At 57.6% G+C, this 16,096-nt stretch carries 16 protein-coding genes; 6 read left to right on the top strand and 10 right to left on the bottom strand.

Going from position 1 to position 16,096, the window contains the following annotated elements; genetic code table 11:
* Positions 1–17: 17 nt before the first annotated feature.
* The 4 genes from R3E82_21725 to R3E82_21710 form a co-directional block, all read right to left on the bottom strand.
* Complete coding sequence (locus tag R3E82_21725) at positions 18–911, bottom strand: SDR family NAD(P)-dependent oxidoreductase (GenBank protein MEZ5553515.1); 894 nt, start codon at positions 909–911, stop codon at positions 18–20.
* A gap of 3 nt (positions 912–914) precedes the next feature.
* Positions 915–2,060 carry a thiolase family protein gene (locus R3E82_21720; protein MEZ5553514.1) on the bottom strand — a complete coding sequence of 382 codons (1,146 nt, stop codon included), beginning with the start codon at positions 2,058–2,060 and terminating at the stop codon, positions 915–917.
* A complete protein-coding gene (locus tag R3E82_21715; protein MEZ5553513.1) occupies positions 2,057–2,497 on the bottom strand; it encodes an OB-fold domain-containing protein in 441 nt (146 codons plus the stop codon). Before R3E82_21715 ends, R3E82_21720 begins: the two co-directional genes overlap by 4 nt.
* A gap of 63 nt (positions 2,498–2,560) precedes the next feature.
* Positions 2,561–4,579, bottom strand: coding sequence for an FAD-dependent oxidoreductase (locus R3E82_21710; protein ID MEZ5553512.1), 2,019 nt, complete (start codon positions 4,577–4,579; stop codon positions 2,561–2,563).
* A gap of 95 nt (positions 4,580–4,674) precedes the next feature.
* On the opposite strand from R3E82_21710, the gene R3E82_21705 reads away from it, so the two are divergent.
* A complete protein-coding gene (locus R3E82_21705) occupies positions 4,675–5,334 on the top strand; it encodes a TetR/AcrR family transcriptional regulator (protein ID MEZ5553511.1) in 660 nt (219 codons plus the stop codon).
* Between the two features lie 157 nt (positions 5,335–5,491).
* Entirely contained in the window at positions 5,492–6,583 is a 1,092-nt protein-coding gene (locus tag R3E82_21700) for a ferritin-like domain-containing protein (GenBank protein MEZ5553510.1), read from the top strand.
* A gap of 156 nt (positions 6,584–6,739) precedes the next feature.
* Here R3E82_21700 and R3E82_21695 read toward each other — a convergent pair whose 3' ends face one another.
* Complete coding sequence (locus R3E82_21695) at positions 6,740–7,174, bottom strand: hypothetical protein (protein ID MEZ5553509.1); 435 nt, start codon at positions 7,172–7,174, stop codon at positions 6,740–6,742.
* A 214-nt stretch (positions 7,175–7,388) separates the two neighbouring features.
* Between R3E82_21695 and R3E82_21690 the strand changes: the two genes are divergently transcribed.
* The 3 genes from R3E82_21690 (at position 7,389) to R3E82_21680 (ending at position 9,419) form a co-directional block, all read left to right on the top strand.
* Complete coding sequence (locus tag R3E82_21690) at positions 7,389–7,814, top strand: hemerythrin domain-containing protein (GenBank protein ID MEZ5553508.1); 426 nt, start codon at positions 7,389–7,391, stop codon at positions 7,812–7,814.
* Between the two features lie 31 nt (positions 7,815–7,845).
* The gene (locus R3E82_21685; protein MEZ5553507.1) at positions 7,846–8,112 is read left to right on the top strand and encodes a DUF2249 domain-containing protein; all 267 of its coding nucleotides are present in this window, start codon (positions 7,846–7,848) and stop codon (positions 8,110–8,112) included.
* A 74-nt stretch (positions 8,113–8,186) separates the two neighbouring features.
* Positions 8,187–9,419 carry a hypothetical protein gene (locus R3E82_21680; GenBank protein MEZ5553506.1) on the top strand — a complete coding sequence of 411 codons (1,233 nt, stop codon included), beginning with the start codon at positions 8,187–8,189 and terminating at the stop codon, positions 9,417–9,419.
* Between the two features lie 38 nt (positions 9,420–9,457).
* On the opposite strand, the gene R3E82_21675 is transcribed toward R3E82_21680, so the two are convergent.
* The 5 genes from R3E82_21675 to R3E82_21655 all read right to left on the bottom strand — a co-directional run bounded on the left by R3E82_21675 (position 9,458) and on the right by R3E82_21655 (position 13,755).
* On the bottom strand, positions 9,458–10,489 hold the full coding sequence (locus R3E82_21675; protein MEZ5553505.1) for an LLM class flavin-dependent oxidoreductase: 1,032 nt from the start codon (positions 10,487–10,489) through the stop codon (positions 9,458–9,460).
* A gap of 118 nt (positions 10,490–10,607) precedes the next feature.
* Positions 10,608–11,423 carry a radical SAM protein gene (locus tag R3E82_21670; GenBank protein MEZ5553504.1) on the bottom strand — a complete coding sequence of 272 codons (816 nt, stop codon included), beginning with the start codon at positions 11,421–11,423 and terminating at the stop codon, positions 10,608–10,610.
* A gap of 198 nt (positions 11,424–11,621) precedes the next feature.
* Complete coding sequence (locus tag R3E82_21665) at positions 11,622–12,341, bottom strand: Coq4 family protein (protein ID MEZ5553503.1); 720 nt, start codon at positions 12,339–12,341, stop codon at positions 11,622–11,624.
* Positions 12,342–12,616: 275 nt separating this feature from the next.
* Entirely contained in the window at positions 12,617–13,126 is a 510-nt protein-coding gene (locus R3E82_21660) for a hypothetical protein (protein ID MEZ5553502.1), read from the bottom strand.
* Between the two features lie 38 nt (positions 13,127–13,164).
* Entirely contained in the window at positions 13,165–13,755 is a 591-nt protein-coding gene (locus tag R3E82_21655) for a hypothetical protein (protein MEZ5553501.1), read from the bottom strand.
* Between the two features lie 581 nt (positions 13,756–14,336).
* Here R3E82_21655 and R3E82_21650 point away from each other — a divergent pair.
* Positions 14,337–15,608 carry a nitronate monooxygenase gene (locus R3E82_21650; protein MEZ5553500.1) on the top strand — a complete coding sequence of 424 codons (1,272 nt, stop codon included), beginning with the start codon at positions 14,337–14,339 and terminating at the stop codon, positions 15,606–15,608.
* Positions 15,609–16,096 lie beyond the last annotated feature (488 nt).

The following is a 16,096-nucleotide window of genomic DNA, read 5'->3' as shown; positions in this document are numbered from 1 at the left end:
CCGATCTGCTGTTGAATTCATGCGGGCTGATCCTGCAACCGGGCATGCAGTCCGGCCAGGATCTGTGGATAGGGGTTGTTTCCGGTGGCGCGTCCGATACCGACCGCCTGTGCGATCGCCTGCGATCCTTCATCCGTGAACGCCGGCAGGACATACAGCTTCCCGGCAGAGACAGCGTCCAGCACCATTGCCGCCAGATCTTCCGCTGGCAATCCCTCCTTCACGCCGCTGCGCATCATCTCTTCGATGGCGCGCAGATTCCGATTCTGCAGTCTGGCATCGAGCGCTTCCCGGAGGGCAGCCGGACCCGTTTTTTCCGGATTCATGATGTCCGAGCGGGACATTCCAGGCATGACGATGGTCACGCCGATGTTGTCGATCCCTTCCGTCGCGAGATCGAGATAGAGCGCTTCGGTCAGCGCCACGACCGCATGCTTGGTCATCGAATAGGTGCAGAACCCGGGATTCACCGTGATTCCCGCGCCTGAGGCGATCGTGACCACGTGGCAGGGATCCCGTTGCGCAATCATGTGCGGCACGAAAGAGCGGATGCCGTGAATGACCGAGCGCTGATTCACGCCGATCACCCAGTCGTATTCCGCCTCGCTGGTCTCCCAGGTGAGCCCGGATGCGAAAACACCGGCGTTGTTGAACAGAAGGTTCACTTTCCCGAACCGCTGGAAAGTTTCCTGGGCGAGACGCTCGACATCCGTGGCGCTGGCCACGTCCACCTGCACACCGAGCACTTCTCCCCGCGTGGCAAGCCGTTCGACTGCCTGTTCGAGCGCCTCAGCGCGGAGATCGGCGATCACGACCTTCGCTCCTTTTGCCTGTGCGGCGCACGCCAGAGCGAAGCCGATACCGCCCGCTCCTCCTGTAACTACGGCAACGGTACCTTCGAGTGTATCCATGATTCAGATTTTCTCGAGGATGTGGATCGCGCAGGCGGTGCCCATTCCCGGCCCACCGCCCACCACATGGGTCAGGCCCAGACGGGCCCCTTCGACCTGGCGCTGACCGGCAGCGCCGCGCAGATGGGTTGTCACTTCGTAGATATTGGCGATTCCAGTCGCGCCCAGCGGGTGCCCCTTCGACAGCAACCCACCCGATACATTGACCGGGATTCTGCCGCCGAGCTGTGTTGCGCCTGTGTCGATCAGCCGTCCCGCCTCGCCGTCGCGGCAGATGCCGAGGTTCTCGTAGTGAACGAGCTCGGCGGTGGCGAAGCAGTCGTGCAGTTCGATCAGGTCCAGATCCTCCGGACCGATACCTGCGGCTTCGTAAGCGCGCTGTGCGGCGATGCGCGTCGCTCCGCTGAAATCGGGCATCGCGAGTTGTCGATCCTGGAACGGATTGCTGCTCATTTCCGAAGCTCGGACACGGACCGCGCGATCCGCAAGTCCCAGTTCACGCAGCTTGGCTTCTGATACCAGCACAGCTGCCGCGGCGCCATCCACATTGACCGAGCACATGAGTTTGGTATTCGGCCAGGCGATCATCTCGGCTGCCATTACCTCCTCGAGCGGAGTTTCGCGTCGGTACATCGACTTGGGATTCATCGTGGAGTGAAAGTGATTCTTCACAGAGACCCGCGCGAACTGTTCGAAGGTGGTACCGTACCGGCGGCTGTGCTCCATCCCGACATGTGAAAACATGGCCGGCATCGTCCCGGATCCGATCAGCCCTTCGGTGGAAACACCGGCTCCGCCGCCCAGCAGGCCCTTGCCCATCTGTTCCACACCCACTGCGAGCACGATGTCGTAGACACCGGCTTTCACCGCCATCCAGGCATCCCGGAAGGCGGTGGCACCTGTGGCACAGGCATTGGCGACGTTGGTCACCGGTATGCCCGTCTGACCGATTTCCGCGAGCAGGCGTTGTCCCACCATGCCGCTCGCCTGACCCAGGTTGCCGCAGTACAGGGCCTGCATGTCCCGGATCGACAGCCCTGAATCGTCCAGCGCCATCAGCGCAACCTCGGCGGCGAGTCCCGGGACCGTTCGATCCGGGAACCGTCCGAACCGGATCATGTCGATACCGGCAACATAGACATCGCTCATCTTTGATCTCCTTCGCTGTGCAGGTCGGGCTCGAATACATAGGTCAGATACTTCTCACCTGGCCGGTTCGGCGGGCTCGCCTCGCGATAAACGATCCTGACCGGCAGATCGACCGGGAGCTTTGCCGGGTCCGGTTCGACGCCGACCAGTGTGCCCTTGAGGTGTGCCCCGTCTTCCAGATCGACGATCACGTCCACAAACGGCGTATCGACCCCGGGAAAACTCCGATACACGATCGTGGCGACATAGACACGTCCCTTTTCCGCGAGACGGACCGGTGTCATTCGATCGCGAACGCTGCATCTGGCACAGACTGTCCGTTCACCCACGAACGTGTGGCCGCATGCTTCGCACCTCGAACCGGACAGATAGGGCCGCTCCCCGTCGCGCTTGAGATAGGCCACGATAGGGGGGGTGATCGCCTGCGCTTCACTCATTGTTTTCTCAACTCCTTCGTTTACGCCATCCGTCCTGGCGCGTTACCGTCGAACGCCCTTCGACTACAGGTGCCGCACAAGGTATGCCGCTTCATGGATTGCATTCGCATAGGACCGGGGCGATCGGGCATCTCCGATCACCTGAATTGTGGCGCCGCGGCCGATCAAAGCCTTTGCCAGTGAATTCTCCGGAATCCGCCCCTGACAGAAGATCAGCGTATCGGCATCCATCTGCTCTTCCTGGCCGTCGACGTCCGCGAAAACGGGTTTTCCCGCCTCGAAGCGCCGGAGGGTGCGCCCGGTCTCCACAGATACCCCGGAGTGTGCCATCAGCCCCATGACCACCATCGCCCGGGAACCGAGATAGTTTGCAGGTCGATACTGAGCCGCACTGTCCAGCAGGCGCACGTCGCAGCCCCCGAACTTGAGGTTGAGGGCGAGCTCCGCACCTTCACCGGCGCCCCAGATGATCACCGACCTGCCGAGTACCGGTGGAGAATCCCGCGACATTGCTTCGTCGATCGTCAGCGCCCTGCCGGCCTGTCGGGCCTCTGTCAGTCCTTCGATGTCCGGCAGTGCCGCGCTCGCACCGGTGGCGATGACTACCACGTCCGGCTGTTCCGCGAGGATCATGTCCACCGTGGCTTCGACACCGAGCCGGACGGGAACCTGCCATTTCTCCATCATCCGGCGGTGGTAGTTCGGCTGATTGCGCAGCATCTCCATGTTCGGCAGATGCGGATAATTTCCCGCCCAGTCCATCGTGCCACCGAGCGCGCTCTTCCTTTCAAAAACCACCACATCGTGACCGATCTCGCTTGCGGTGATGGCGTATTCCATACCGCCGGAACCACCCCCGACGACGACAATCTTCTGCGGTCGGTTCGTGGGCACGATCCGGTACTCGTCGTCCCGACCGAACACGGGATTCTGGGCGGAACCCGCCCAGCCCTTGCCGAAGATATTGCCCTGCAGCAGGGAAGCGCCGGTGTGAGTGGAAAGACGAATTTCGTCCTCCCGTCCTTCCAGCATCTTTTTCGGGAAATCCGGGTCGTCCATCGACAAACGGCACACCCCGGCGAAATCCGCTCCGGCATCGTCCACCATCGTTCGCAGATCGTCCGGCGTGATGAGGTTGGCAGACCCGATCAGGGGCATGTCGATGTCACGGGCGACGAGCAGGCTGCGCAGTCTTTCGATGTTTTCCCGGTTGACGGCTCTTGGTGTGTAGAACTGCGGGCCGATGAACTCCGTCGAATGACGGTCGGGGCGGCGACTCGGTGCACCCAGCATCGAGCCGAATGTGCAGTCCAGCACGGCAATGCCGAGCGCATGAAGCCGCGGCGCATAGTTATCGGCGAAGTATTCGATATCGAATCCTCCCTCGAGATTCTCATCCACGCAGACACGGGGAATGATCGGAAAGTCCTTTCCGCACAACGCCTGAGTGCGCTGGAGGATCTCCTCACAGAAGAGAAAGCGATCTGCGTACTTGTCGGTTCTTCCCTGATTCGAGAGCAGCGAAAGGTTCGTGTGGGGCAGCGAACCGTGGCAGAAGTGAAAAGATACGAAGTCGAACCCCGCTTCGCGGGCCCTTCTGGCCGCCTGACCGAAGCACTCGACGATATCTTCGTATTCCTCGGTGGGCACGATGTTGCTTTGCGGATTGCCGATCACATACCGATTGCTCGGTCCCCAGGTGACTGTGCCTGGTATCCATCCCTTGCCGGGTTTCAGTGGTACGGTGGTGCCGAGCCCCGGAATGAGGCCGCCATAGAAGAGCTGGATGCCCGCGAGACTGTCGTTGTTCTTGATTTCCGCAACCGTATCCCGGAACTCGATGACGTAATCTTCGTCGTAGAGCCCCAGCATCCGTTCGTTGATCAGACCATCGCGCCGCACACAGGTAGCGCCCACGATGGTGGCCGAATAACCGCCTCTGGCGATTGCGCCATACGCGGCCGCCAGCCTGCGGGTGGCGTATCCCTGCGGGTCTGACATGTTGAGCGTTGTTGGTGCATGAATGATGCGGTTCTTGAAGTGCAGATTCCGCACGTTGAACGGCTCGAACAGTTTGCTCATTTACCCCCCGGCAGAGACATATCACTTCGATAAGTTGACCGATTCTTCTACAGTTGATAAATTAAGTCAATTGACTTAGATCAAATCCCGGTGCCATGTCTCAGCCGCCACCCGCCTGTGCCGAAGCAGGCGTAAAGCCACACATCAAGCGAGTCGCCAGGTATCTCTTCGCGGAACGTGGAGTCCACGATGTGAGCGTGCGGGAAATTGCCCAGGCAGCCGGTCAGCGGAATCTCGGCGTGGTCGCCTACTACTTCGGCACCAAGGAACAGCTCATCCGGGAGATTCTGATCGACGGTGCAGAGCGCATCGAGGCACGCCGCGAGGAGCATCTGCGAGGACTCGAAGAGAACGGAGGTCCGCATTCTGTCCGCTGTGTGGTGGAAGCGATCGTGTTGCCGAGCGCCAGGTTCGCGGAACAGGACGAAGTCTACGGCAGCTGCTTCAACCGCTTTCTGGCACAGCTGTCTTTCACCAGCGCCGACCTGATCGACAGAACGCTCGAGGGTCGCTGGAACCGTGGTTACCAGCGCTGCCTGGGGCATCTGCGCAGGCTGCTGCCGGACCTCACCCGGGCTGAACAGAATCGCCGTTTCCTTTTTCTCGGCAGCTATATCAGCACGCTGCTTGCTCAACGCGAATTCATGCTGGCGGACCCGGATCGGGATCACCCCACCTGGCGCTCGAAAACGACCCTCGACGACATCGTCCGTACAGCCACTGCTCTGCTGACCGCGCCAGGCGCGGATCGTTAGCCTGCCTGGGAGCCGGTGTCGGGGGCGGAAAGCCTTCGATGATCCGGAAACAGCGAAACAATCCCTGTGCCAGTTGATCTTGGTCAAGTCACCAGTCGTAGAGAGTCTCTAGTGTCGGTCCTCTTTATCCAAGTACTAGGAATAGTTGGAGGCGGTAATGAGTTCTGTCAGAAAACAGGAACAAAGCGACGAGTCTAAGCAGAATCAGATAGACAGCTATAAAGCGGTGATGGAGACGAGTTGGAATTTTGATTATGAGTCAAACATTCCCAAGATCCACGACCTCTACACCAGAGCCAAGAAGAATCAATGGGATTCAGACGATCTGGCATGGGATACCCCGATAGATCCTTCTCATCCCATTATGGGCCGGGACAAGACCCAGTATGCGGCCATGCCGTTTTTCAAACGTCTGTCACAGAGTCAGCAGGAAACCTTCACAGCACATTCTACGGCACAGATGCTGTCTCAGTTTCTCCATGGAGAGCAGGGCGCCACCCTCACAGCCGCGACCGTGACTCTGGGTGTGCCTGATATCAAGGCGAAGTTCTACGCCGCTACCCAGACGATGGATGAGGCCAGGCATGTCGAGGTCTACGACCGCTACGTCAACAAGATCGCGATTCATTATCCCATGATTCCATGGCTGAAAACGCTGATCGATGTGACTCTGCAGACCCAGAACTACATGAAAGTCATGATTGGCATGAACATGATCGTTGAAGGGCTCGCCCTTGGTGCCTTCAACAACATGTATCGGCAGACGGACGAGCCGCTGCTCAAGTCCATCACCTTCAATGTGATGCGGGATGAGTCACGTCACGTATCGTTCGGACATGCTTTCCTGACCCCGATCGTTGCGAAAATGCACAAGGATGATGTCGAGGAGCTGGCGCAATTCGCATTTGATGGTGTGAATATCCTGGTTGAAGGTCAGGTGGGAATAGACAAGGGTTTCCTGAAGGTGCTCGAGGTCAGCGGAATCGACCCGGCAGACTTCGAAGCAGGCATGAAGGAAGCCGTCGAAATGGGGCTGGGTCCTGACCGGAAACTGCCACCGGGCCAGGTGCATTCCATAAACGATCTGATGATTCCCGCGCTGGTCAGAGCCGGCCTGATCACTCAGCGAACCAAAGCGCTGTTTGAAGGCATTGGTGTGCCGGTGAACGAGGACCTGACGGTACTCAATGCGATGGAAGATGCGAAGTCAGATCAGAATGTACTCAATGAAATGGGCGCATCCTACTGACAGTGAGTGAATGAGCGGGCTCTTGATGCTATCGGAAAGTGCAGTTCCGGTAGTTCAAGGCCCGCACAGAATCTCTCCTGTGCCTGCTTTTCCTGAACCCCAATGATCGGCCGGCTGCTCGAAGACATCTTCGGGCAGCTGGCCTGCTTCACGCGACTACTGGCCCGGCTTTAAAAGCATCATGCTGTAGGCGACGATCAACAGCAGAAGATGCCCGATCTGAAGGACCACCTGCATACCCACCTTTACTTCACTTCCGCCCCTGGCAACCGCCAGTCGGGCCGGCTTTGTGAAACGCTTCAATGCGGTGCTGTAGAACACCATGATCAGCAGGCTCATCCACAGCCAGAATTGAGTCAGCGACCAGGAACCGATGTACACGAGAATCAGCCCGGTCAGCGTGACGACACCCGCTGTGCTGACTTCCACGAAACCAACTCTGTTTGCCGCACTCAGCAGTCTGGCATTGGCGGGATCCGAAGCGGGTTTCACCGCGATCAGAACGGAGAGCGCGACCGACAACAGTGCGAGAGCGAAAAGCAACAGGGCAGTTCCGCTATGAACGGCCCCCAGCAGTTGGTATGTATCCACGATTTCGGTGCCTTCCGTTGCAGTGTCAGTTGATACGGAGTTGGACAGAATCCACGAGCTGACTCGTGTCATACGGTTCCAGTCACACCCTATATGGTCTACGCAATGGGCCTGAACACCACCTTTTTTTCTTTCTTCGATTTGATGCGCATCAGAAAAATCGTTATGCGGGCTGCTAGCCTGTGTGGTTGTCCCTCAGACCTGGTCCAATGATATGACGTCCATTACAGAATTCATGCAGGGCGACCATCGCGCCTGTGACGAGACCTTCTCGAAGACCGAAGAATCAGTCGCATCCGGAGACTGGGTGAGCGCAAAGGAGAGCTGGGATAGCTTCCGAAATGAGCTCTATTCTCATATCGACGAAAAAGAGGAAAAAATTCTGTTTCCGGCGTTCGAGGAGGTTAACGGCCCGGCGGGTCCCACAGTGATCATGCGTGGTGAGCATCAGCAGATGCGCGCGCTCGTCTCGGAGATCGACAAGGCGCTCGAAAACCGTGACACTGCGCGCTTTCTCGGGCTCGGCGAACAGCTCATGATCACGATCCAGCAGCACAACATGAAGGAAGAACAGATCCTTTATCCGTTGATGGACAGGCGAATCGCCAATGTGAGTGAGTTGGTGGGACAGCTGTCCTGAGAGGCCGGTGTCTGGCTGATCTGAATCCGCCATGCCATTGTTGCTCAAACACACGCTCGATGCCCGTCTTATGGAGCCTCCTGAGCCGTTTCGTCAGGTTGTGGCAAAGTTGAGTCGCATGCGACCGGGTGAATACCTGATCATGCAGCATCGTCGAATACCCTATCCGCTGTTTGAATTCTGCACCAGGCAGTCGCTGCGCTGGCGGGTCGTTCCAGTCGAAGGACGCGAGGAGTATCTGATCACGGTCTACTTTCCCGCTGATGAAGACGAACTGCGGGTTACCGGCGCCCTGTGACGTCACCGGGACTGTCCTTCGACAATATTCCTCCCGTACATGTGCCGTTACGATTTTTCAACACGGCTCCGTGGATGGGTGTCCTGGCCGGTTTTGCGCTGCTCGTCGGCGGAGCGGATGCCCTGCAATCCCAGTGGAGCAGTGTGCTTATCGGCACCACCCACTTCCTGACCCTTGGTGTGGTGACGACGACCATGCTGGGCGCCCTGTTTCAACTGATGCCGGTGCTTGGTGGTGTGGGATTTCCCGCAACCCGGAAAATCGCGACCGCCGTACATCTCTGCCTCGGTTCCGGAACACTCCTGCTGGCTGCCGGGTTTGTGGTTCAACTGCCGGTACTGTTCAATTTCGCACTGCCTCTCCTGTTGACGGCCTTCTGCGTTTTTCTTTCTGGTATCGGCTATCTGCTGTTGCATCGGCTGGGAAGTGGAACATCGATGTTCTGCATTCGCCTGGCGTCAATTGCTCTGCTGGTCACGATCGTCATCGGTCTGATCCGTGCTGCAAGCTATATCCCGGGCGTATCCGTGCCAGACTGGTCGGTTCTGACAGTCTCTGTTCACTTCGCCTGGGGACTTGCGGGCTGGGTGCTGATACTGATCATGGGCGTCAGCTATCAGGTGATTCCGATGTTTCATGTGACACCCGGCTATCCGGTCATACTTGCCCGATCCGTTCCATCCGCGCTGCTGATTGCGCTGGTTGTGCTGACATCCGTACCCGGTCCGGTCGGACGCAGCCTGGCAGGCGGCCTGATCTGTACCGCTATGGTTGTGTACGCCGTCTGCACCCTCGGACTGCTGAACAAACGCAAGCGAAAGCTGATCGATGTTACCGTCAATTTCTGGCGCCTGACCATGATTGGACTGCTGACAGTTGCTGGTCTGTTCATCGGGGCCCGGTTGTGGGACGACCCCACGTCCCTGATTGGACAGCGCTTGAACATGGGTATCGGCATCGTTGCGATTTACGGGGTTGCCTGTTCGGTAATCATGGGGATGATGCAGAAAATCATCCCCTTTCTGCTCTATCTCCATCTGCAAAGGCAGGCCATGTCGGCCCCCGGGCTTCTGAGCGAGCTGCCACATGGCAAGCTGATTGTCCCTGACTGGTGCTCGATGGGACAGTGGTGGCTGCATCTGGCAGCCCTGGTGCTGTTGCTGGCAGCCAGCTGGTTCGAGGTTCTTGCTGCGCCAGCTGCGCTTATGGTGATCTGTGACTTCGCCTTTCTCGGCTATTGGATTGCAGCGGCGACCCGTCTCTATATCAGGACCCAGGGCAGAGTGCGATCTGCCCTCGGCATGTAGCGGCTGTCTGCTGTCTGCGACGCCTGATCGGTAGCGACTCAGCCGATGTAGAAGGTTTCGGCGATTTTACCTGAGTAATACATCGCTTTCTCCGGAGTCATTCCGTAGGCAGGAGGCACGATGCACACCGAATCCGCCACACCTTCCAGGCGGGAAATGCGCTCCCTGACCTTGTCGGGTTCGCCCACTGCTACAAAAGTGCGGACCATTTCGTCAGGCACAAGCCGTGCGACCCCCAGGTAGTCGCCACGCTGCACACCCTCCTGAAGTTTTTTTGCGACGTCCTCAAAACCATGTGCGGCGAAAAACGATTCGTACTGCTTCACACCGCCATAGAATGCCATCGTTGGACGTGAATCCTCGATGGCCTGCTTTTCATCCGGATTGATGGCCGCCCACGGCCAGATGTTCACTTCGATGTCGCTCCGCTGTCGCCCTGCCTTTTTCAAGGAAGCCAGGAATTCCGGATACATCTCATTCAATGTCCATTCGATGGACCACATCGGATGACCGATCACTCCATCCGCAACCTCAGCCGCCATACGAACCAGCGGTGCCCGCAGTGCTGCGACCCACACTGGTATCTGCTCCCGGACCGGAGGCTCGGTAGGCTGCAGTTCCCTGAAGTCAGCCTTGAAATAGTGACCTTCAAAGGGTTCGAGTCCGCAATGCGCCCCGGCGATCACATGTCTTACCGCGGCAATGGTTTCACGCAGGAACTGCACTGGACGATGCTCGGGGGCACCGAACAGCCCCTGGGACCAGGCGCTCACGCTGGTACCTAACCCCAGGGTGAATCGGCCGCCCGAGATCCGGTCCATGTCAATGGCGGCCATAGCGGTCTCGAACGGGCTCCGCGCCGCGGCTATCGCGATTCCGCTGGCCAGCTGCAGTTTTTCAGTGGCTCCCGCGGCTACCGCCAGTGGAATAAAGGGTGGACCATAGACCTGAGGTGCAAAGACCCCCACGACCCCCTGTCGTTCCGCCTGCTGTGCCAGGTGCGCGATAACCGGTGCCGGTAACGGTTGTATCATTGCCCACTGGGGGAGTCCTTTCGTTGAGCTGCTCATCGCTGTTGTGACCTTTTTGTTACTGGTGACTGTGCAGGATCGGTTTCATGGTATCGGACTGGTGGTGCAAATGCGCCTGGTCGATCAGGGTTTTGCCGTCTGCCGGCATCCGGGTGGTTCACACTCGATGCTGCCAGGCGCTGTTGAAGACCGCGTAAGCACCACATCGTGAGCAATCCACGTCGTTGCCGTAACAACAGAAAGTACGCTCGAACTGTCCACCATCTCCAACGTACAAGGGCAGCATTCGACGCAGACGGCAATGTTCGCCCTTGTGCCCCGTTGTGTTCAGGCACCGGTCGGAGAGCATCAGCTCCAGAGCACCGATGTTGCACTTGATGATCGGGTAACGTTTTTTCAGGGCGATGAGACGGTGTACGACGGCATCGCGTTCCCTCAGATCGTCCCAGGCTTGACCACCATGTTCGTTCACCGCCGGAACATAGAATGTAAAAGCGATGCCATTGACAGGCCAGTCCTTGACTTCTTCCACGAACGTTTCGATGGTTGATGAATTCTGCCGCGTGACGGCCATCTGTACTATTACCTGGGTGCCGTCTGATGGATCGCGACTGAAAATGGATCGCTTTACGCTTTCGTACACACCATCGCCGCGGATGGCGTCGTTCGCCTCCCGGGGACCGTCAAGGGAAACTGTAACCAGGTGCCCGGGAACTGAAGGGATGCCATATGTTCCGTTTGTTACCACCGCACTGCTCTCGAACAGATTCATCGCTTCGATCAGCAGGTGTCTGCGGATCATCGGCTCTCCGCCCATGAACAGCATTGATCGTATCTGGTGCTTGTCGCGCAGTATCCGCAACTGCCGGAGCATCTCCGCATTGCTCATCTTGTCGCGGGGATCGTTTGGCGTGTGTTCCCGGTACACGAAGCAGTGCGCGCAACGCAGGTTGCAGGCATTGGTCAGCAGCACCAGTGCCGACGGATAGAGCGTGTCACCAAAATCTGTCGGTTCAGGCGGAAGTCTGACACGCGAGTTCTCATTCATGATCTGGCTCTGTCCATCCGCGCGAGAGTTCTTCTGGCCGTCATGAAACCCGGATTGCCTCTCATCCTGTCTTTCATCACTTAACTATCACCACTCAGCTGATATTCCCGGCGGGCAGACTGCTCATTTCAGAACTGGCGCACCGGGGGACCGAAGCGGCTCATAGACAGGCTGGGGACCGATGCGCAGCCGATCCCGCAACTCGTTCAGCGGCTGTTCCAGTAATACTTCCCAGTTCTTGTCAACCAGCCAGCTGCTCCTGCGGCCGCGCCGGAAAGCCTGCCGTATCAACACACCCATTTCAGAATTCCAGCCGTTGTTGCGCATGGCCCGCAGTACCACATACCCCACACCGGTGTTCCAGGTCTGCGCAAAGGTGAAAGCCAGACACGCGATCTCACCGCGCATATCTCGTCCGTAGCCTGTCAGCACGTGGAACACATCGTGGAGGTCACGCAATCTGCGACCGAGCCAGTCGATTTCGCTGATTCTGGTGTTTCCGGAATTCGGACTGGAAATACGGTTGACCTCACCAGCTGCCTCGCTCGCGGCTTTGAGCCCCTGCGCGCTCAGCTCCTCAGTGGTGTAGAAATGCCATATTTCCTTGCCGAGAGTTCCTTCCGGCAGCGAACCCAGATAGTCCATGTTACTCAATCTGTCGTACAGTTCCGGTCTGCTTCGCAGCAGTTGAGCCCCGGTGGGCAGTCCTTTCAGACGACGCAGGCAGCGGTTCTGGGAACCACCTGACATGGCTGTAATAGCGCGGATTGCCTGCTCAGTATCGTCCGGATTCGCGCCGAGTGCCGCCATCGCGCGCTGTGCTTCGAGAAGTTTGAAAACCATGACTATCTTCCTCCATCATCAATGGGCCACTTTGCCGGGCCCCGCTAAGCAGCTGCCTGATGTGATGCGAAGATGCGGTTCTCAACAGTTCATGAGTACATCATGAAGGAGGTGGAGACGATGAGAACCACAGCCGCCAGAACCAGGGTGATAGCGGTATAGCGCCAGCCAGATGACATCACCATCTCCTCTCTGTTTGCGGGTCTGTTTGCGGAATCGAACCTGTCGATCCGACGAACGGCATGTGTTCCGCTTTGCAATCAGTATCATTCATATCATAGTCCCCAGGGAATCAGACGGCCCCAGTAGACAACGCCCACCCAGAGAAAGAGCGAGGCGGCACCCGCGAACTTGGCCATGGCTGGCGCGTCATCTCCGACACCGAGTCCGTTTATGACTTTCGACAGACCGCTGTAGTGCAGCATCAGAAGATTGAATCCTGCCAGAGCAATGAAAATGAGCTTCAATTGCAGATAGTAGTCGTAGGCTATCGCTTCGAGCGGGTGGGTTTTGACATTTGCCCAGAGGCCGGTGACGAATACAAGGCCGCTGAGAACGCACAGAAAAAATCCGAGTACTGCCCAGGGCAGCAGCTTCTGCAGTGGCTCGAGTGGCATCCGCTTGGCTACACCCAGCAGCCGCAGATCGACGATGGTGACGATACCGACCAGGAGGATGAGACCGACGAAATGCAGTATCTCGTTCAGAGACCAGAACCAGCGATATGTGCCGATGAGTTCCTCGACAAATGCCAGCTGTAGAAAGGTTTCAGGCAGTCCCCACATGACGTCATCCCCTTGCGGATGGAAATGTTTGTGATCTCTCAACCATAGCGATCAGCGGGCCTGATCCAGCCCAGACTGCGGCCTACGAAGTATCCGATAAGCAGAGCCGCGCCCAGAACTATGATGAAAGCTGCCACGGTCTGCAGTCTGGTCGCAAGATCGTATGCTGTCACCCGCCCGCAGATCGTCGCGACGAGCCAGGCGAGCAGCATCGAGGCGGCCAGCCGCTTTGCTCTGGGTGTATCTGCAGCCTGTTCCGGATTCGACCCTGTACCGAACAAGTGAGATTTGAGTTTTCGCAGCAGAACCATGGCCGCCACGATGGCGGTCAATTTGATGTAGATGATCGGGTCGACAACATACTGAGTCGGATAAAGGGTAAGCAGCACCGCGCCGGTGAATACGTTTATCCACAGGCCAACGAACATCAGTGGAAAGAAATCCTCCATGGGGGCGAGTGGCATGGAACGCGCTGCACCCAGGACACGAAGCGCTGTGGCGCCGCTGATTCCAACGAGAAAGGACAGCCCGATCGTGTGAAAGGCGAGTACGACTACATAGGCCGTCGATGACTCCTTGACCCACATCGCATAGCCGCTGTGTTCGAGTGCGTTCAGAAGTTCCATCATCGGTGCTTCCCCTTGCTTCCCCTTGCTTCCCCTCAGTCCGTTGCCATCTTCACCTGTCGCGATCTAACGTGTCGTCAACAGGATCCGGCATCCTCGTCTTACCGGCAGACAACACCATGCTGATATGGACGCTACAGTAATGGCCAGTAACCTGTTTGATTGTGATCAAAGAAAATCCTGTCTGCCAGCCTGAGCCTTGAAAGAACCGGCCCTGGTGACCTGTTGAAAGCATTCACTGGCAGGGCCGACATTCGCGTATCCACATCTTTCCGGAGCGCTTGATTCAATTATTACTCCGTATTGCGGCGGAATGCAGCACCTCGTCACAAATGTTATGTATCCTGACTAAGCGCAGAATTCGAAAAGTTACGATTGACGAGTAGATACCAGACCGGGGAGCATGAAAATGCTCAGATTGACCAGCTGCCCCGGCGTCGATAGCGGGAAAGACCTGGTAGCCAGGGGCGATGCTCATTCAGCAGCGAAACTGATCGAAATCAACTGAACAGGTGTGCGCTCTAGTACAGTTCGGTCAAACAGCCATCTAAACTGATGGTGTTTATCTATATGGGCGAATACAGATGGGGACAAGGGTAGACGACTACCGGCTGCAGCTCGGAGCGACGCAATACGTCCCGATCATGATCGGCGGGATGGGCGTGGATATCTCTACAGCCGATCTCGCGCTGGAGGCGGCACGCCTCGGAGGCATCGGGCACCTGTCCGATGCAATGGCGTTGCACGTGAGTGATCAGCATCTGAGCACCCGATTCACTCAGCGCAAAGCGAAAGCACATTCCGCCAGCCGGGACAGCCTTGATAAAGCAGACGTCAAATTCGATCTTGACGACCTTTACGTCGCTCAGCGGCGCTCCGTCGAATCCGCTATGTCGCGCAAGCGTGGTTCGGGAGGCGTGTTCATAAATGTGATGGAAAAGCTCACCATGGGTGCGCCGCGTGACACTCTGAAAGCGCGGCTCGACGGCGCATTGGATGGTGGCATAGACGGCATCACGCTGTCTGCCGGGCTGCATCTGCATTCACTGGCACTGATCGAAGAGCATCCTCGTTTTCGGGACGCGAAGATCGGTGTCATCGTTTCCAGTGCACGTGCACTGAAGATCTTTCTGCGCAGCGCGGCGCGATTGCAGCGCCTGCCGGATTATGTGGTGGTAGAAGGTCCGCTGGCTGGCGGACATCTGGGCTTTGGAGACGACTGGCGGGAAATACGCCTCGAAGACATAGTTGCGGATGTGCTCGAACTGCTTCGCAGCCAGAGTCTCGATATTCCCGTTATACCGGCTGGCGGTATCTTCACTGGCGCTGATGCGGTGAGTTTCCTCGAATCGGGTGCGGGTGCCGTTCAGGTCGCAACCCGCTTCGTGGTGAGTCGCGAGGCCGGACTGTCCGCGGCGACCAAACAGGTCTACTTCAATGCAGCTGAAGACGACGTAGTGGTGACATCTGTTTCACCCACCGGCTACCCGCTGCGGATGTTGAAAAACAGTCCCTGTCTGGGATCCAACGTTGCACCCCAGTGTGAGCCTTTCGGCTATGCGCTGGATGGCGAAGGCAGGTGTTCTTATCTGGATGCTTACGCAGCCGCGCCTACCGATCACAGGGGTCGCAAAAGTGAAGTGAAGGACAAGATCTGTTTGTGCTATCACTTCAGTAAGCAGAACTGCTACACCTGCGGGCACTATGTCTACCGGTTGAAGGATACCGTGGTCAGACAACCGGACGGACGTTACGACCTGCCAACCGCGCAGGAGGTGTTCGAGGACTATCAGTTTTCCAGTGGCGAACGTGTTTCGCTACCCAAGTCCAGCTGGTCTCGCGCAGTGGGCCGTTAGTTAAGGCCTAAAAAACGAGTAGAGCGGCGGAAGGGAAAAGCGGACGAGGGAAAAGCAGACAAGCAAAGTCGGGAAGATAAGGACTGAAAAGAGAAGCTGAGAAGCACACTCCTTAGTCAGTCTCGAATTCATGTCTCCGGTTGCTCCGAATCGACAGGGACGGCCTGGACAGAAATGGCGGCCTGGGGAAAAACAAAGGTAACAGGCCTCCAGAAGTGTCCTTCTCAGTCAGCATGCTGCGGATCGCTCGTTTCACCGGTGGAAAGTTGTTAGATAGCCGCAATGCGATCTGTCTGGCAACTTTGAGGGGGCCCCGGTCGTCGGTGAAGAATCGGACCATTTCGTTAGTGCCACGATACATTGGAATGGTTTTCCGCATGTGTTTTGATTCATAGCGCGAAAGCAGAGGCGCTGCTCCAATATCCTCGCCACGCTCTGCGGATCTGGTGATTTCCGATGCCAGAATCTCTGCACCGCCGAGGCCAAGA

This window comes from Pseudomonadales bacterium (genome assembly GCA_041395945.1).
Taxonomy (GTDB): domain Bacteria; phylum Pseudomonadota; class Gammaproteobacteria; order Pseudomonadales; family Azotimanducaceae; genus SZUA-309.
This window is presented reverse-complemented; position numbering and strand designations above follow the sequence as displayed.